The 17,804-nt window shown below is 45.0% G+C and carries 14 protein-coding genes; 9 read left to right on the forward strand and 5 right to left on the reverse strand.

What is annotated here, in order from left to right; all coding sequences use genetic code 11:
* Nucleotides 1–19: 19 nt before the first annotated feature.
* The 7 genes from JW881_17910 to JW881_17940 all read left to right on the forward strand — a co-directional run bounded on the left by JW881_17910 (nt 20) and on the right by JW881_17940 (nt 8,854).
* Nucleotides 20–1,195: a glycosyltransferase gene (locus tag JW881_17910; GenBank protein ID MBN1699401.1), complete on the forward strand. Its 1,176-nt coding sequence runs from the start codon at nt 20–22 to the stop codon at nt 1,193–1,195.
* Nucleotides 1,192–2,577 carry a B12-binding domain-containing radical SAM protein gene (locus JW881_17915; protein MBN1699402.1) on the forward strand — a complete coding sequence of 462 codons (1,386 nt, stop codon included), beginning with the start codon at nt 1,192–1,194 and terminating at the stop codon, nt 2,575–2,577. The genes JW881_17910 and JW881_17915 overlap by 4 nt, the downstream gene beginning before the upstream one ends.
* Nucleotides 2,578–2,616: 39 nt before the next feature.
* Nucleotides 2,617–3,840: a glycosyltransferase gene (locus JW881_17920; GenBank protein MBN1699403.1), complete on the forward strand. Its 1,224-nt coding sequence runs from the start codon at nt 2,617–2,619 to the stop codon at nt 3,838–3,840.
* The gene (locus tag JW881_17925) at nt 3,837–5,270 is read left to right on the forward strand and encodes a flippase (GenBank protein MBN1699404.1); all 1,434 of its coding nucleotides are present in this window, start codon (nt 3,837–3,839) and stop codon (nt 5,268–5,270) included. The genes JW881_17920 and JW881_17925 overlap by 4 nt, the downstream gene beginning before the upstream one ends.
* 155 nt (nt 5,271–5,425) lie before the next feature.
* The gene (locus JW881_17930) at nt 5,426–6,514 is read left to right on the forward strand and encodes a hypothetical protein (protein ID MBN1699405.1); all 1,089 of its coding nucleotides are present in this window, start codon (nt 5,426–5,428) and stop codon (nt 6,512–6,514) included.
* Between the two features lie 75 nt (nt 6,515–6,589).
* The gene (locus JW881_17935; protein MBN1699406.1) at nt 6,590–7,687 is read left to right on the forward strand and encodes a radical SAM protein; all 1,098 of its coding nucleotides are present in this window, start codon (nt 6,590–6,592) and stop codon (nt 7,685–7,687) included.
* A 123-nt stretch (nt 7,688–7,810) separates the two neighbouring features.
* The gene (locus JW881_17940; protein ID MBN1699407.1) at nt 7,811–8,854 is read left to right on the forward strand and encodes a glycosyltransferase family 2 protein; all 1,044 of its coding nucleotides are present in this window, start codon (nt 7,811–7,813) and stop codon (nt 8,852–8,854) included.
* A 120-nt stretch (nt 8,855–8,974) separates the two neighbouring features.
* Here JW881_17940 and JW881_17945 read toward each other — a convergent pair whose 3' ends face one another.
* Nucleotides 8,975–10,375, reverse strand: coding sequence for a sugar transferase (locus tag JW881_17945; protein ID MBN1699408.1), 1,401 nt, complete (start codon nt 10,373–10,375; stop codon nt 8,975–8,977).
* Between the two features lie 589 nt (nt 10,376–10,964).
* Here JW881_17945 and JW881_17950 point away from each other — a divergent pair.
* Nucleotides 10,965–11,915, forward strand: coding sequence for a class I SAM-dependent methyltransferase (locus JW881_17950; protein MBN1699409.1), 951 nt, complete (start codon nt 10,965–10,967; stop codon nt 11,913–11,915).
* Nucleotides 11,916–11,961: 46 nt separating this feature from the next.
* Nucleotides 11,962–13,344 carry a B12-binding domain-containing radical SAM protein gene (locus JW881_17955; protein ID MBN1699410.1) on the forward strand — a complete coding sequence of 461 codons (1,383 nt, stop codon included), beginning with the start codon at nt 11,962–11,964 and terminating at the stop codon, nt 13,342–13,344.
* A 133-nt stretch (nt 13,345–13,477) separates the two neighbouring features.
* Here the strand turns inward: JW881_17955 and JW881_17960 are convergent, their stop codons facing one another.
* The 4 genes from JW881_17960 to JW881_17975 form a co-directional block, all read right to left on the reverse strand.
* A complete protein-coding gene (locus JW881_17960) occupies nt 13,478–14,944 on the reverse strand; it encodes a PD40 domain-containing protein (GenBank protein ID MBN1699411.1) in 1,467 nt (488 codons plus the stop codon).
* Between the two features lie 67 nt (nt 14,945–15,011).
* Nucleotides 15,012–15,755, reverse strand: coding sequence for a methyltransferase domain-containing protein (locus JW881_17965; protein MBN1699412.1), 744 nt, complete (start codon nt 15,753–15,755; stop codon nt 15,012–15,014).
* 84 nt (nt 15,756–15,839) lie between these two features.
* Nucleotides 15,840–16,481, reverse strand: a complete 642-nt coding sequence (locus JW881_17970) for a polysaccharide biosynthesis/export family protein (GenBank protein MBN1699413.1) — start codon at nt 16,479–16,481, stop codon at nt 15,840–15,842.
* A gap of 316 nt (nt 16,482–16,797) precedes the next feature.
* Nucleotides 16,798–17,754 carry an SDR family oxidoreductase gene (locus JW881_17975; protein MBN1699414.1) on the reverse strand — a complete coding sequence of 319 codons (957 nt, stop codon included), beginning with the start codon at nt 17,752–17,754 and terminating at the stop codon, nt 16,798–16,800.
* Nucleotides 17,755–17,804: the final 50 nt, after the last annotated feature.

Here is a 17,804-nt window from a genome sequence, read left to right on the forward strand (position 1 = left end):
GGGAGAGGAAGGGGAGAGGATGAAGATAGCGCTTTATTATCCGTGGGTATATTTGACAAGCGGAGCCGAACGGTTAATCCTGGAAATATGCACGAAAAGCAGGTTCACATGGCGTGTCTTTACCAATCGATTCGACAAGGAAAATACCTTCCCGGAGTTGAAGAATGTCGATATCGTCGAATTGTCTCCGCGAATCAGCGTCAACCGAACGTTTATCGAAGTCATCAAGGCGGCGTTTGTCATTCTGAAACAGAAACTCGATGTATCCGGGTATGACGTTCTGGTTGTACTGTGCGAGGGGGTCGGGGACCTGGCCGTTTTCAGAAACAGCAGACAACCTGTCATATGTATCTGTCTTACCCCGCTGCGTCCCGTCTACGATATCTACTATAAAAAGCATTTTCTAAAGAACAAAGGGTGGTTCATAAAAGCGCAACTCAAGGTGTTCGGTTGTCTTTTCGGCATCGTCGCAAGAAGGGCGTGGAAGCGTTACGCCCGTATTTTCTGTATCAGTGAGGAAGTAAAGAAGCGGGTTATACGGGGTAATCTGGCCCGTGAAGAAAAACTCGATATTCTCTATCCGGGAATATATTATTCACGGTTTATTCCCACAGATGAATACGACCGTTATTTTCTCCTGCCCGGCCGTATTATGTGGACCAAGAATATCGAACTCGGTATCGAGGGATTCAAAGTCTTTCTCGATACATACCCTCAGTATTCCGATTTCAGGCTGATTATCACGGGGATTGTGGATGAGAAGAGCAAATCATATTTCGAAGAACTGAAGGATCGTTCGGGAGAAGACCGCCGCATCCGCTTTATCGTTCATCCTTCCGATGAAGAGCTGTTCCGATTGTACCAGAGGTGTTATGCGGTGCTTTTTACGGCGTTCAACGAGGATTGGGGAATCGTCCCCCTCGAAGGAATGGGCTACGGAAAGCCCGTTATTTCCGTCAACCGGGGAGGTCCCCGGGAAACGGTCGTCGACGGAAAAAACGGGTTATTGTGCGATCCCGATCCGGCCGCTTTTTCGAACGCCATGTATTCGCTTGCCTCGGATCCGGTAAAAGTGAGGGAAATGGGAAAATTCGGCAGAGAATTTTGTAAAAAATTCGATTGGTGCTATTTTATCAATGGACTGGATGACTATCTCGAAAAAGCGTTTGGGAGGAAAGGAGAGGAACGTCCGTGAAATTACTGCTTATTAACGCCGTCTCAAGCCGGCTTGATATCGAAAACGTGTACCCCCCGCTCGGCCTTGGATACATCGCATCCTACCTTATGCAACAGATGCCCGCGGTCGACATAAAAATAATCGAGGGAAATTTTGAAAAGGAAATCAGGTCGTATCAACCGGATCTGGTCGGGATATCCTCCGTTTCCCAGAATTACGGCGGCGCCATGCGGCTGGCAGAATTGTGCAGGGGCCTTGGTTTGCCCGTCGTCATGGGCGGAACACATATCACGACACTCCCTTCCACACTGACGGACGATATGGATGTTGCGGTGATCGGGGAGGGTGAACAAACGATGCTCGATCTCTGCCGTGTTTTCGAGAAGGGGGAATTCGAACCGGATCAATTGAAGACAATTCCCGGGCTGGCGTTCAGGGATAAAACCGGCGGGCTTGTTTTTACCCCGGACAGGGAACCCATATCGCCATTGGATAAACTGCCGTTTCCCGCGAGATCGCTTATGCGGATACCATATCGCGGTCAGCTTTATCTTTTTTCTTCGAGGGGATGCCCGTATAAATGTACGTTTTGTCAATCAACGCGGTTTTTTAACACGGTTCGAACCTTGTCGGCCGATTATGTCGTGCGCGAGTTACTCCATCTCATCGAGACGTACCGGCCCGTGGCCGTTTCTTTTTATGACGATTTGTTTATTTCAAATAAAGCCCGCCTCAGGGAAATTGTCACCCTGATCGAGCGGCATGGCATAAACAGGGAAACCGAGTTTTTTGTCAATGTCAGGGCCAATCAGGCCGATGAGGAGACGGCGGATTTATTGAAACGCATGAATGTTTCCATGGTGAACCTCGGGCTTGAGTCCGGTTCGGATAAAATATTGCATTTTTTGAAGCCGAAAAAGGCGAGTGTTGCAATGAATACAAAAGCGGTGGCGATATTCAATAAGGCGGGTTTGAAGACGAACGGCAGTTTTATCATCGGAAGTCCGATAGAGACGGAGGAAGATCTGATTGAGTGCTATCGGTATCTGAAAAACAGCCGTTTGTCTGTTTTTACGACATATGTCCTTGTTCCCCTGCCTAACACGCCCCTCTGGAAATTGGCGGAAGAAAAGAACCTGGTTTCCGACCGGATGGATTGGAGTACATTGAAGATGGAAGTGGAGCCGTATTTCAGGGACGGGAGAGTGCTTTTGAGTCCCCTGAATCGTCACGAGTTGTATCTGTGGTACGTGAAGTTCAGCAGATTGGGAAAAAGAAGGCAATTGAAAACACGGCTAAAACTCGTCTTCAGGCATCCTGAAAAAGTGTTTCCGCTTCTGCTTAAAAAGTTCAAATTATGGTGGACAAACACACACACACCTATCGGAAACCGGGTATAATCGTCCTTTCGGGAAATAATCGGAATCAAAGGAGAGAAAATGAACATATTGCTGGTTTCTCCGTATTTGCCGGAAGCGGAGTCCATGGGGGGGATGAGGCGTTTTGTGCGTTTTATGCATTACCTCGAGTCCCGACATAATGTTTATACCGTGTGCCTGGATAACCGTACACAGACCTTTTCGACGCCGGAACGGATGGATCCGGAACGTGTCTTTGTGGTGAAACGGGATAAAGAAGGGATCATCAAAAAAATTGTGACACACCTGTTCAGGTTGAAACCTTCATATGTCGTCAAGAACTATACGAAGACAATGGCGAAAGAAATAAAGCGGATCGTTTCAGAATACGACATCGATCTGGTCCATATCGAGTTCATCTATATGGGCGATTACGCATGTGCCGTATCGGATGAACGGTGTGTAAAAGTGCTGGTGGATCAGGAACTTAATTTTCGACGCATTGAACGTGAACTCAAATATACCGCTTCCCTGCCGAAACGATTGCAGCTTCTCCTCTATCATTTCAAATTCAAGCGATATGAAGTCAATATATGCCGTTATTTCGACAGCATCTATACGACAACCAGGCACGAAAAAGAATTACTCGAGATGCACGCGGGAGTAAAATCGCGCGGTTCGTTCGAGGTGTATGCCAACGTCATCGATTCGGCATATTTTCGTCCGGATATATCGATAAAGGAGGAACCCACGGGTTTGATTTTTACCGGCAATTACCGGCACAATCCCAACGCAATGGCCGTCGACTGGTTTTACAGGCACGTTTTCCCGATTATTGAGGCTGCGATTAACGGGGTGATATGGTACATTGTCGGTCCCGATCCCGGTAACGGGATAAAGTCCTTCGCATCGGACCCCCGGATCATCGTCACCGGTGCCGTCGACGACATACGGCCGTATCTCGCCAGGGCCGCCATTTTCATCAATCCGGTCGTTTCCGGCGGGGGGATGCGGGGGAAGGTGCTGGAAGCGATGGCGATGCATAAACCGGTCGTATCGACCACCATCGGCATGGAAGGCATCGAGGTCCGGCCTGATCATGATGCCTTTGTCCGGGATACCCCGGAGGCGTTCGCAGAAGGGGTCGTCACCCTTATGAAATCGGCTTCGTTACGCAAGGAAATCGGCGCAAACGGAAGGAGACTGGTGGAAGAAAAATATGACGACCGTACGGTGTTTGCCTTTATGGAAAGACGATACAAGGCGCTTGTTGACGTTAAAAGGCGGAAAAGCCAATTCGAATGAACATACAAAGCCGGTTTTATCGAACACTTAAGAATATCATCATGACACTCATAACACAGGGGACCGCACCCTTTCTTTCATTGATACTGATCGTGTTTATCGCCCGTTCTCTGGGTGTCTCCGAATTGGGCAAGTTCACCTTTCTTACGACGCTTTTTACCGTGTTTCAGGTGGTCAGTGCCTTGAGTTTTAATTTTCTGATTACCCGTGAAATCGCACAATACAAGACGGAGGCAAAAAAACTCTATGCCAGTTTCAGTCTATTGGGATCGTGTATTTCGTTATTGTTTATCGCAGCCTCGGGTTCTTTTGTAATGGTAATGGGTTATTCTTCCGACATGGTGCTTGCCAACTGGATTATCGCGATCGGCCTGCTTCCTTCATTCTGGACCGCGATAAATGAAGCCGTGTTCATGGTTTATGAAAGAAACGAACTGATAACGACAATTACGATCATTGAAAATGCCTTCAAGATTGTGTGCGCGGTGGTCATTGTCATGTCGGGCAGGGGGATTGTCATGATCGCCGTTGTTCTTGCAGCGGGCAGGTTTTTGAATGCCTTCATCGGCATTCTTTTCGTGAATAGAAAGTTTTTTACCTTTTCATTTTCAATAGACTTCAAGGCGATCGGTCGATTGATAAAGGACGCGCCCGTTTTCAGTTTTATTTATTCGCTTTCGACCCTGTTCATCTCCATGGATGTACTGATGCTTTCGAAGATAAAGACGGAATATGAAGTCGGGTTGTATACGTCGGCCTATAAAATCGCCGCTATTTTAAAAATACTGTCGGACAGTATTGTGATCGTTCTTTTTCCACTTCTCTCGGATGCCTTTAAAAACGATAAAGACCTGTTTAGAAAGATGACGGTAAAAGTCCTCCAATACCTTATCCTTGTATTTTTACCGATCAGCCTGATGATGACCTTCTTCGCAAAGGAACTGGTCCTGCTTTTCTTCGGCCATGCGTATGTTTCAAGTACGATGACACTGCAATTATTGATCTGGGCCATGTTCGGCAATGTCGGGCATTCTCTGCTGGGTAATTCGCTGATGGCCGGTCATCACCAGAAGGATGTGCTGAAAATCATGTTTTTTTCGACCATATTGAACGGTATCCTCAATTATATTTTCATCATGTTGTGGAATTACGACGGGGCCGCATTTGCCACGCTTGTTTCTTCGAACATCCTTTTCTTGCTTTGTGTGATCGTCGTCAACAGGAGGTTGTTCGGCATCGATACGATATCATGTCTGGTGAAGCCTTTTGTCTGTATTGTCGTAACCGGGATACCGGTTTATTTTCTGGTCCGGCATTATTCGGTTTATTATGCTTTTTTGGTACCGCTTCTGTATTTTCCATTGATGTTTTTGATAAAGGGAATAGGGAAGGAGGATATCAGGTTCATTAAAAGGATCGTCAAATTGTGATTGCCGCAATGATGGCGCCTGTCGGAGAAAGGATTCAATAATAAAATAATGTCACGAAGCTGGAAATTCCAAAAAAATGGTATATCATTATACAGGATACCGCGTTTGATTATCGTATATTCAAAAAAGAATTAATGGTAAAGGATATTATCGTTATGAAGACTCGTCTGAAATTCTCTTTCGTCTTTATGGTTTGTTTTGCCGCCGTTGCGTTGTCCGGCTGTTTACTGAACCATATCGAGGAGGAATATATTCAATTGGGAATGTCTCCCCACGCATGCGGCGATGAAAGCGTGTGGACGGATACCGATATTGAAGACACCTATATCAAAATGGCCGACGGGGGTGTCGATGTCGTCATTTACAGGCATCATTGGGCCGATGACGAACCGTCTTTGGGGGAATATGCGTTGACGACGCTTGATTACGAGATCGGCAAGGCACGGCGGCACGGGATGAAGTTCGCGTTGATCTACAATATCATCGACAGTTCCTCTTTGGGAGTGTATCCGGACGGTATCGATCCCTCCGGGTCATTCGACAGCGCGGTGTTTTACGAAAACTTTCTGCTGCTGGTCAACCAGCTGCTCGTTTTATATCGGGATGATATCGATTATTTTTTTATCGGCAATGAAGTAAATCAATACCTTTTCAACAATCGCGGACTGATAAATCCTTTTTTAATGTTTTGCGGAATCGTCAGGGAATACTTTCGGCTGAATGCGCCGGAAATTCCCGTCGGTGTCGTCTGTTCATATCATGAGGCCCGCAGTGACGGAGCACTCTCCATGGTTGCTGATATCGCGGAGTTTTGCGATGTTCTCGGATTCACGGTATACATGCAATATGACAGTTCCAGGCCCACCCTGGAAAACACTTGTTCATATTTCAAGGAGATGATACAATATTTTGACGGCGTACCGCTTGCCGTTATTGAAACGGCCTGGAGTTCGGCGGGAGTAGGTGGAAGTATCATGGGGCAGATCGACTACATTTACCGGCTGGAGCTGGTCCTGCGGAGGTACAGGCGATATTTCATGTTCTTTTCATGGTTCAATCTTCATGATTTTTCTCCTTCAATGAGTGTCCTGATGGCGATCAAATACGATCATCCCGCTTATAGTGAGGAGGATCGGCGTGAGTTTTATGAGTTTCTGTCGACACTCGCGCTCATCGATAATGATTGTCATGAAAAACCGGCATGGCTTGCATGGAAGGGTATCATAAGCCCACTCAGTCCGTAAGCGGAATCGGTTTTAATTATTGATGCGGCCGATAATTGTGCAATAACGAAAATATATGACGTGTGAAGGAGATATATGAGAATCAAATCCCTTGTTCAAGCCGGTTTTAACGCCTTTCACTATGTACGCCAATACGCTTCCATGAAAACGGGTCTCAATATAGGCAAACCGACAAATATTTATATCGCCATCACCCATCATTGTAATTTCAGGTGCAGGATGTGCCATGACTGGATGATAAAGACGCCGGAATTGTCGCACGGGCAATGGCTGAGCGCTTTGAAAAAACTTTTTGCCTGGCTGCCGCGCGGGACAAAAATCAATTTCAGCGGCGGAGAACCGCTGGTATTGCGGTTTTTTCCCGACTTGTTGAAGGAATTGCATTCGGAAAAACATAACTGGTCTCGTCATTTGATCGGCATAACCTCAAATGGATTTTTCCTGGATGAGTCTGTGGCGGCGGCAATGATGAAACTCGATCTCTTTAATATCAATGTGTCCCTGGATTCCCTCGACGGCCGCAAGCATGACGAGTTGCGGGGAAAGAAAGGGGCTTTTGAGCGGTTGCTGAACGCGATAGATTCTCTCACACGGCAGAAAAAGCGATACAACGCGCATACCACGCTTATTTTAAAGACGGTTATCTCGGGCGCGAATCTCCACGAACTGGCGGATATTATACGGTTTGCGCGTGACAAACACATATCCGGCGTTTATTTTCAGCCGATCGAACAGACGTTCGGCGACAAACCGGATAAAAACTGGTACAAAAAAAGTGAACTGTGGCCTGATAATATGTCCGATGTCAAAACCGTCCTGAAAGAGGTGGGCCGGCTCAAGGATGAAGGTTATCCTGTCCTGAATTCCGGAATCCACCTGAACTCGATGATCGATTATTTCCATAATCCCCTGCGGAAAAATAGCCGTATGTGCCCCCTGGGTTATTCGACAATGTTTATTTATCCCGACGGCACGATGTTCCTTTGTCCTGCCTTCGGCGGTATCGGCAATCTTTCAAGCGGAAACATAGAGGAAATATGGAAAAGCAAAAAAGCCGATAAAAAGAGGGCTTCAATGAAAAAATGCAGCAAACAATGCCTGCTTACCTGTCTTTATCAAAGCGGCCTTCATGAAAAGGCAAGGGCATTTCTGGGGCTGATGAAAAATGCGTGAGTCCGGCCGGAAACGGAAAGCCGCGCCGGATGGTTTACGGTTCGATATAATTAAAGGCGGTTCTTTTGTAAAAAGGACAGCACGCATCTCCTTGATGAACATGAATAGAGAGAGGGTATTCGCATGACGGGGAAAAAAGGTATGGTTTCCGTTGTCCTTTTGAACTGGAACGGAAAGCGATTTATTACGGATTGTCTCAGGACGCTTTTCGAACAGGATTACCGGCCGCTCGAATTAATAATCATCGATAATGCTTCAACAGACGCCTCTCCCGGGGATATATCGGTGTTTCTGGAAAATACGCCCAAACCTGACGGCGATTTCAGGGTCGTGTATAAGGAAAATAAAGCAAATCTGGGTTTTTCGAAAGCCATGAATCAAGGGATTTCAATGGCGCACGGCGAGTATATCCTCCTCTGTAATTTTGATATCCGTCTGAACACCGATTTCATCACCGAAGCGGTGAACGCCGTCAATGAGGCGCCGGATGTCGGGGGGGTATCGGGAAAGCTCTTGGTCTGGCATGATGGCGGAGACAGCAACCGGCTTATTGATTCAACCGGCATGTTTCTGGATTATTTTAGAACCCCCATCGACAGGGGGCAGGGTGAAGCCGATAACGGGCAATACGATACATGCCGGGATATTCTTTGTCCGTGTGGGGCGCTCCCGCTTTACAGAAGGACAATGCTCGAAGATATAAAGATCGACAAAGGGTTTTTTGACAATACCTTTTTCGCGTATTATGAAGATATGGATTTGGGATTGAGGGCGCGGTTGAGGGGATGGCGGTTCCTTTTCTGTGCGTATGCGGTGGCATATCACTACCGGGGAGGAGCGAGCAAGCTGTTCGGACGGGCGGACAGAAAAAAGGTGATGTTGGCGCAGATGGAGGCGATAAAGAACCGTTACCTGATGATGGTAAAGAACGAACGGTTTACGACAATTGTCGTTCATTTACCGTACCTCGTTCCGTATGAAATCATCCGTTTTTTTTATCTATTGCTGCGGTTCCCCAAATGTATGAAAAGCTATTTCCGGTTTATTATGACGCTGCCGACGGCGTTAAAATATAGAAGAATAATCCAGGCTTCCCGTACCGTGTCAAACTCATATATGAGAAAATATATTTTATCCCGTAACAGGGCGTTGACCTCAGGCGTGTGACCGGTATTCCGGTTATGTAATTCGTCTTGCACCAAAACCATGCCGAAATATCCGGGGTTTCCCGTCACGAATATTTGACGCCGTTGCGCGTACAGGTTTATCGATAGCGGGAAGTACGAGTCAGGAGGCGCCCTTCCGGCTGAAAACCGCCGGTATGGTTTTTAATAAAATGAAAATATCTTCTTTAAGCGACCAGTTGTCGATATAATCCATATCGAGCCGCATCCATTCGTCGAATGATATATTATTACGGCCCGATATTTGCCATTTGCACGTGATACCGGGAAGAACACTGAATCGTCGCTTTTGCCAGTCCTCGTTGAATCCGTTATAATCCCTGATGGGCAGGGGGCGCGGTCCGACCAGACTCATGTCACCTCTGATCACATTTATCAGTTGGGGCAGTTCGTCGATGCTTGTTGCTCTGAGGATTTTCCCTATTTTGGTGATCCGCGGATCGTTCTTGATCTTGAACACAGGCCCATCCATTTCGTTTTTATTTTCAAGCGAATGAATCTGCTTCTCGGCATCACGGACCATGGTGCGAAATTTGTATAATTTGAAAACCCGCTTATTATACCCCACACGGTCCTGTACGAATAAAACGGGACCGGGTGACGTCAGGAAAATTAGAAACCCGGCTAAAATAAGAAGTGGTGAAAAAACCAGAAGTGCCATGCCGCCGACTATGACATCGAGTATTCTTTTTACAAGATATTTCTTTTCCCCATAATGGGTTGGAGAAATAGTCGTGACGGTAAAATTTTCAAGGTGTTCCGTTCTTACGCGTCCAAGACATGTTTCAAAAGCCTGAGAAATGAAACGAATTAGAATGCCCTGTTCTTCGGCTTTCATTATGATCTGCCTGATGGCGTCATAATATGACTTGATTGTAATACCTATAAATATCTCATCGACGACATTATTGGCGACGATTCCGGGGAAATCGTCCAGTGAACCCAACAGGTTTATATCGGCATCGGGGACATGTTTTTCGTTATCAAGAAACCCCAGGACGCGGTATCCCAGCGATTTTTTTTCTTCAATTGTCCTGCTGAAATCGATTGTTTTTTGATTGGATCCGATGATGAGGGCGAACCGCAGATTCCTGCCCCGTATACGAAGATTTTTTATAAATATCCGTATGAGTGTTCTTGCAACAATCGAGAACGCCAGACCGCATATCCAGAAAATGACCATAAAAGCCGGCGACAAGAACGGTAAACGCAATATATGCGCACTAAAGAAAAACAACGCGCAGAAAATACCGACAGCTAAGAAGATATCTTTCCATTCGTTTATTAATGTTCCCATTCGCCGCGAGCCGTAAAGGTTGAAGACCTTGAAAAGGACATACCAGGTTATCGTCATTATATAAATGTACACCAATGATATTATGCTTATTTGTATGGAAAAAACCGCCTGAAAAAAATCCGCATCGTCAAATCGATTGGCCAGATGAAACGCCATTAAAAATGCTGAAACAAGCATTAAAAGATCGGAGGCTTTTAATAATTTCATACTCAGATTTCTTTTAAAACTGAACAACCGCTTTCCTTTCTCTCTTTCAATGACTAATGTAGCGCTTTTTTTTCAAAAAAACATTAATACTGATTATTTTTGTTTAGAATAAACAGATAAAAGTTAATCATATTTATTGTATAATATGCATACCGCACGGTCATCGATGCTGTTGGTTGGTTTCCTGCATCTTTCCTTGTCAACTTGATAAGGTAAAAACGGGATAACAACGTGCTATGATACCATTTTTTGTATGGTATCCTATCACATATCGCCTGATTTGTCAATATTGATGTCTGTTTGGGAGTAATCACCTTATAGTTGTCGCGTGGAGAGGGGTGATGAAAAAAAATATGAAATAACAGAGATTGAAAATCGGGATTGTATGGCTAATGGTTTTTTCTTCGACAGACCGTTGTATGGCGACGGGTATTTCGATGATGCCGATAGGTGTGTGATCAAACAGACACCGATATTGGGTTTGCAACAAGCGTATAAATATGATATAACGATGTGATGCATCATAAAGCAGAAAACGTGTGAACAGGGGACACCCTCTTTTTTCTATGATACAATATGGAGATGAACAATGACAAGCCAGCAATGCCCGATTTGCGATGAGAAAATGAAGAATACCGGATTATGCGGAAATACATGGAAGATTGTTCAATGTCGGACCTGTTCTCTCGCCAAAACGATTGTTCCGGAAGCCGGCCGTCATGATGATTATTATGAAAAGGATTATTTTTCAGGCGTAAGCGGGAAAGACTTTTTTTCCGATTTCATGCAGGATAATGATAAGAAGCGTTTTTACAACATTTTGCAGAAATTGGATTTTTATAAAAAAGATAATGCACGCCTTCTGGATATCGGCTGTGCGATGGGTGATTTCTTGGTACTCGCACGGGAAAAGGGGTGGCGGGTCCATGGGATTGAAAAATCTTCCTATGCCGCGCAACAGGCAAGAAGCAGATTGAATGCCGATGTTCATTGCGGAGACCTTTCAGAAGATTTTTTCCCATCGGATTATTTTGATGTTGTTACCCTTCATCACACGCTTGAACATATTGAAGATCCGGTGAGAGATTTATCCGTTATATATAATTGGCTTAATAAAGAAGGTGTTATATTTGTTGAAGTCCCCAATTTCGGTTCGCTGGAATCCAGAATCTACCGTGATCAATGGGAAGACCTTCGCCCCGAACAGCATGTGAGCCACTTTTCTCCCCGTTCGCTGAAAAAGCTGCTTGAAAAAACCGGCTTTCATGTTCTTCGCGTGGAAACGCGTATCATCCATCCATGGCATTCGCACTGCGTTATCGATTATCTTCACATGTTCACGCACTTATTTATGAATCACCATAAAGCGAGTGCGGAAAGCGGTAAAAAAAAGACTATTGCGGGTAATCACAAGAATCATAGAAGCAATCTATCCGGAATAGTGAACTCACTGAGTTGGCTGCTTTTCCGGCCATGGACCTTGATCGAAGAGAAACTGACGCTGGCCAAGCGATTAATTGCGTTTGCCCGTAAATTGTAATAAATATCCTCACATGTATCGATAACCGGATTGGAAAGGAAATAAAGTGCGGGTCCTGTTTAATGTATCCTCGATAAAAGCGCAAGAATTACTGCCTTATCAGGAATATCCGTTCGGGCTACTCTCTCTGGTAAGTTACCTGAACGCCCGTCTGTCTGAACTCACTTCGAAAATCATTGTGGGAGAACTCGAAGACAGCGATATCAATGATTTTGCCCCCGATGTGATCGGTCTGTCAGCCACTTCGGTGATATTTTCGGCAACGGTAGCCACTGTCGAGCGAATCAGAAAACTGGATTCGCATATCCCTATCGTCATCGGCGGCGCGCATATATCGTTCCTGCCGCACAATTTACCTTTGAAAGCCGATGTCGCTGTTTTGGGAGAAGGTGAAATTACCTTTTATGAATTGTGTCGATTGTTTATGAGAAAAAAAGGCCTGCCGTCGGAAGAACTGAGGCATATTAAAGGTATCGCTTTCCGGGAAAACGGGGAATTAATCCGTACGGACAAAAATCCGCTTCTCGATATAAAGGATGTACCTGTCATTGAATGTCATGACATCTGTGAGTTCAAAGAGAAAAAAGAGCTGCACTTTCATGTCATGACTTCCCGCGGCTGTCCGTATAAATGCCGTTTCTGTGCTTCGTCCTGGTTCTGGGGTAAAATTCGTCAGCAGACGCCGGAGGCAACCGTGAACCAGATTCAATATATTGTCGAAAAGTATTCGCCCGAGTTTATGCACATTTTTGACGATTTGTTCACGTTTAACAAATCGAGACTGAAGGAGATTCAGCGGCTGATCGTCGAAAGAAAATTGCATAAAAAAACCGCGTTTGAGTGCTGGGTGTCGGGAAATACCTTTGATGAGGAAGTCGCCCGGTTGCTGAAGGAGATGAATGTTGTCTTTGTCAGTTTCGGCCTGGAAAGCGGCTCTCCTAAAATATACAAATACCTGAAGGGAAGCTGGAATTCGCCGGAAAAAAATAAAAAAGCGGTAGAACTGGCGCACCGGTACGGATTTATCATCAATACATCAATGATCATAGGAATACCGGGAGAGACGATCGAGGATATGAAGATGACATATGATTACATCAAATCCCTGCCCATCGATGACGGGGATTTGCACCTTCTAACCCCGTATCCGGGAACAGAGGTGTGGCGTTATGCCAGGGAAAGGAATCTTGTTACCGAAACAATGGATGACTGGCATGTGTTGGAATATAGGAATTTGACGGATCCCAGAACGATCTATCTGGGTGATACCGTATCAAGGGCCGATACGCTCGCTTTTTTTAATAAGATATCCGGGCTGCTGGCAAGAAAAAGATTACGAAGCAAGCTGGTGAGAAGAATCGGTATCATCCTGCATCCCCGGCGTTTACTGCGAAGATTAGGGATAAAGACTATGGCCTCAAGAATATAATCGTCAAAAAACCCGAATAGGTGAGCGGAAAGCGTTCGAAGAATTTTCACGCAAAAAATCCGGTGTTGAAATAACGCATTTATGTCAGGAGAACGAACGTAATAATATACGGTACCGCGCGCGAGTCTTCGGGTTAATCCACCGGTTTGGGTTTTCCCCACGAACCGTCTTTTTTCTTTTCCGCATACATAATGGTAATCGTTTCATCCACGGGTGAAACACTGGCAAAATAGAGTGTATTTCCGTCTGCGGTAAAAGATGCTTCACCGACAAGAGGCAGTCCCACATCCAGATGTTGTACGGGCATCCATCTGTTTTTCGCATCTTTACGTGAAAAGTAAATCTGGGTATCCCCTTTTTTTGAATTCGTTCGATTAAAATAACATTCGGTACCCTTGTCGTTCATCCATATCTGGGATTCATCTTCGGAAGTATTGATGACGGGTCCCATATTCACCGGAGAAGACCATTTTCCGGATGCTTCGAGTTCACAGGAATAAATGTCGAACCCTCCACGCCCTCCCGGTCTGTTTGATTCGAAATAGAGTGTCTTCTCGTCATATGATATATGGGGATTGTCCTCGACATGTCTTGTGTTGATGGGACTGCCGAGGTTTTTCGCTTTTCCCCAAATACCGTCCTTGTTTTTATAGACGACATATATATCATCATCAAGATGTTCGGGGGTTTCACCACGCGCAAAGTAAAAGACGGTGTTCGTCTTGTTCGGCATCCCCGAGTGATCCGCATACATTGTATTAAAAGGCAGGTTGGTGATATTACCCCAATGTCCGTCGGGTTGTTTGTAAGCGACATAGAGGTCGGAATCGTCCTTACCCGGATTAAAATGATGCCCCGCCCTCGGAGGGCCTTTGATATTCAAATTTCCTTTTACCATGTCTATGCAGTTCAGCTGTGTGTACATGAAATAGAGTCTGTTTCCGTCGCGGGAGATATACGGAGAGTCCTGCCATCCCAATGTGTTGATTTTATCCGTAACAATTCCGCTATTACCGTTTTCACTGCTTCCCGAGGCCGGCTGTTGTAACGGTTCGATGGCAATGTCGTCGAGCCAAAGTTTTCCGTTCGGTTTTGAAAAGGTCATCAGAACCATATACAACTCGTAGGTATTAAGCGGTATCGCTTCCGAATAGGAGAATTCCGTAAAGTCATCCGATACGCCGGCTTTGACCAGATGTTCCGCTTCCACGCCGGTACCCGCAATAAATACTCCCAACTCCGCCCCTTCCGCTTTCAGTTTTCCGCTGATATTGATTTCTTTCCCTCTGAAATCGGAAACCGATATCTTTTGTTTTAATGTCAGCGCCCCGGTTCCTTCCGAGGATTGGCTGCCTATTGTAATCAGCAGGCTCTGGTTTCCATCCGCTTTATTCTGTCTGTCGAAAAAAAACGTTCCTTTATCGGCATTTTCAATGATCCAGCCCGCAGGCCGCGAAAAGCTTTCCTTCTCAAAACTTCCGTTTTTCAGGATTGACGCCTCATCCGACGATTCATCCGTAACACCGATCATCGTGACGATCAATATGAGAAGTATAACGCTGATGCCGATAACGAAAGCCGCTTTTTTCATTTTTGCCATATCTTTCTCCTTGTATAATTATCTCGCTATGAAATTCTTTGTTTACATTTGAGTATCCATAGACAGATCAGATTTTCCTTAAAATTAAATAATAGCCGGAATATTTATTATAAAATGTCGTTAGTGCTTTATCCAGTTTATCAAAGATTGCATTACCCTGTAAAGTGTGCATCGTGTTCAAAATAATCGTAAGCGGGCCGTCAATGTAGAGTGAAAACAAAGGGAATAATTCCAGTAATTTGCAGAACGATTTGTTTTTTTCCAGACACCGGGCGATCTGGGCTTTACTTAAAAATGTGAATTTCGAAGGTAACAGGGATTTTATGATTCTTTTAAAGATTGTATCTGTTTCATCGAGTCGCGGTACCACGGAAAACAGATACACCAGATAGGCAATACTGAAGCGGTCTGATAACTCCCAGAAAATCAATCCGCCCGGCTTAACGAGACGAATATATTGAGGCAGTATCCGCCACCACCTGGGGACAAGAAAGGTTGCCCCGTATTCATGCAGGACGTCAAAATAATTGTCCGGCAATTCATGTATTTTATCCATATTCTGGATATCGCCATGGATGAGACGCGCGTCGGGAACGCGTTTTCCGGCTATTTTTAGGTTTTCGCTTACATAGTCTATTCCCCAGAGTTCACCATCGGTCACATGGCGGGATGCCAATGCCAGTTCATTACCGTGCCCGCATCCTATATCGATAAAGCGCTGTCCGGGCTTCAGGTATTTCTGAAAGAGTGTGTTTATTTTTCTTTGTTTTGTTTCAAGGTGCCATGCTAAAAAGGGATTCTTTTTTTTCATCCGGCCATATTATAAACTATACGCCGTTTTGGCAACGGTGCATGTGAAAACCACCCTCACGGAACGGTGGTTTCCGGTAATTTTCTATTCGAAGGTGACCTTTCTGGGTATAAAGATTATATCTTTTGGTTCAAGAATGATATCGTTGTTGACGCCGCCTTCTTTAAACTCCGCGGTCAAATCGAGAATAATTATTTCCGGTCTGGCAGTACCCTTGTTTCTGAGTACGACGACTTCCTTTTTAAAAGCCCAATCGGTAAACCCGCCCGCCTTGATAATTGCCTGAAGGCAGGTAAGGCCGCCCCGGAGGGAAATCGCTCCGGGCTGTAGTACTTCTCCTCCCACATAAATGAAAAAAGCGGCGAATTCCTGAACAATGACGGAAATATCCGGGTTTTTAATTTTTTGTGAATAAACCGAGGTAAGGTACTCATCCAGTTCTTCCGGCTGTAAGCCGGCTGCCCGCACATCATCGATCAATTGCAATGTGATTTTTCCGTCCGGCCGGATGGTTACTTTTTTATTTAAGGAAGGGTGATAATAAAATTGAATTTCGATTGTATCTCCCGCTTGCAGCACATACGGTTTCGGTTCCGCGGGAGGAACCACATACCCTGTCCCGCTTGTTGTTTTGACGGACGGATTAACTATAGGAATATCCTGACAGCCAGTGCCGGTGAGTGCAATGAAAAGTATACATAAAAAAAAGAGTATTCCATTAATCAATTTTTTTCCCTGATTTCCAGGGATTCGTTTGCCTAATATGCTTCGATATCGACTAATCATGATCGTATCATCCCATCCCTTTATGTTGATATATATGCAGGCGGGTATACCGCTTTCCCCTGCAATTACCATTATGCCTATCAAAACTTGTTGGGTTAATGGCAATGCCTTGTAATTTTTATGCTTACGTTGATACTCGATTCTACCCTGAAACCGGTTGTTTTTCAAGACGTTCGCCACCGTTATTTTGCGTTTGATCTTGACGGTAGATAACCGGACGTCATCGATACCTGTGAACATTGGGGAAAGCCCGGTCTTATTCACTTTTCAGTAATCTTTCGAAGTACTCGATTGTTTTCAATAATCCTTGTTCGATCTGTATTTCCGGTTCCCAGTTCAATTCTTTTTTTGCAAGGCTGATATCGGGCTGTCTTTGCTTTGGATCGTCTTTTGGCAACGGCATATAAACGATGCTGCTTTTTGAGTTTGTAAGTTTTTTAATCATTTCAGCCAACTCGATGATTGTAAACTCGGCGGGATTGCCGAGATTAACCGGTCCCGGAAACTCGTCTCGACTATTCATCATCATGATCATGCCGTTCACCAGGTCGTCGACGTAACAGAAGCTTCTTGTCTGCTCGCCGGTCCCATAAACGGTAATATCTTTTCCAAGTAATGCCTGGCTGATGAAATTCGAAATTACCCGGCCGTCGTGGGGGTGCATATTCGGTCCATAGGTATTGAAAATCCTGATAACCTTTATTTTCAGCTTATGCTGTCTGTAATAATCAAAAAACAACGTTTCGGCACATCTTTTCCCCTCGTCGTAGCACGCACGGGGCCCAATCGGATTGACATTGCCCAGATATGATTCCGGTTGCGGATGGATCCTTGGATCGCCGTATATCTCGGATGTCGATGCCTGTAGTATTTTTATTTTCAGTCTTTTTGCCAATCCCAGCATATTTATCGCACCGACGACACTCGCTTTCGTTGTCTGTACGGGATCGAATTGATAATGAATCGGGCTCGCGGGACAGGCCAGGTTGTATACCTCGTCGACTTCGATATATAAAGGCCATGTGATATCATGGCGTATCAACTCAAAAGAATCGTAGTCCATCAGGCCTCTTATATTCCGTTTGGTACCGGTAAAAAAATTATCGATACATAGTACCTCGCATCCTTTTTGCAGCAGGTTTTTACATAAATGAGAACCGATAAAACCGGCGCCGCCTGTAATTAAAATCCGATTATTACGATATCGTTTCATGATGTTTCCTTATTATATATGGTATTCAATGCATCTATAAGTTATAGTGT

The sequence above is a fragment of the Spirochaetales bacterium genome, assembly GCA_016930085.1.
Classification (GTDB): domain Bacteria; phylum Spirochaetota; class Spirochaetia; order SZUA-6; family JAFGRV01; genus JAFGHO01.

Excerpts from the sequence above, each read along its gene's own strand:
- JW881_17965 (MBN1699412.1), bottom strand. The coding sequence starts at position 15,755 with ATGAAAAAAAAGAATCCCTTTTTAGCATGGCACCTTGAAACAAAACAA.
- JW881_17910 (MBN1699401.1), top strand. The coding sequence starts at position 20 with ATGAAGATAGCGCTTTATTATCCGTGGGTATATTTGACAAGCGGAGCC.
- JW881_17945 (MBN1699408.1), bottom strand. The coding sequence starts at position 10,375 with ATGAAATTATTAAAAGCCTCCGATCTTTTAATGCTTGTTTCAGCATTT.
- JW881_17950 (MBN1699409.1), top strand. The coding sequence starts at position 10,965 with ATGACAAGCCAGCAATGCCCGATTTGCGATGAGAAAATGAAGAATACC.
- JW881_17925 (MBN1699404.1), top strand. The coding sequence starts at position 3,837 with ATGAACATACAAAGCCGGTTTTATCGAACACTTAAGAATATCATCATG.
- JW881_17930 (MBN1699405.1), top strand. The coding sequence starts at position 5,426 with ATGAAGACTCGTCTGAAATTCTCTTTCGTCTTTATGGTTTGTTTTGCC.
- JW881_17940 (MBN1699407.1), top strand. The coding sequence starts at position 7,811 with ATGACGGGGAAAAAAGGTATGGTTTCCGTTGTCCTTTTGAACTGGAAC.
- JW881_17975 (MBN1699414.1), bottom strand. The coding sequence starts at position 17,754 with ATGAAACGATATCGTAATAATCGGATTTTAATTACAGGCGGCGCCGGT.
- JW881_17935 (MBN1699406.1), top strand. The coding sequence starts at position 6,590 with ATGAGAATCAAATCCCTTGTTCAAGCCGGTTTTAACGCCTTTCACTAT.
- JW881_17920 (MBN1699403.1), top strand. The coding sequence starts at position 2,617 with ATGAACATATTGCTGGTTTCTCCGTATTTGCCGGAAGCGGAGTCCATG.
- JW881_17960 (MBN1699411.1), bottom strand. The coding sequence starts at position 14,944 with ATGGCAAAAATGAAAAAAGCGGCTTTCGTTATCGGCATCAGCGTTATA.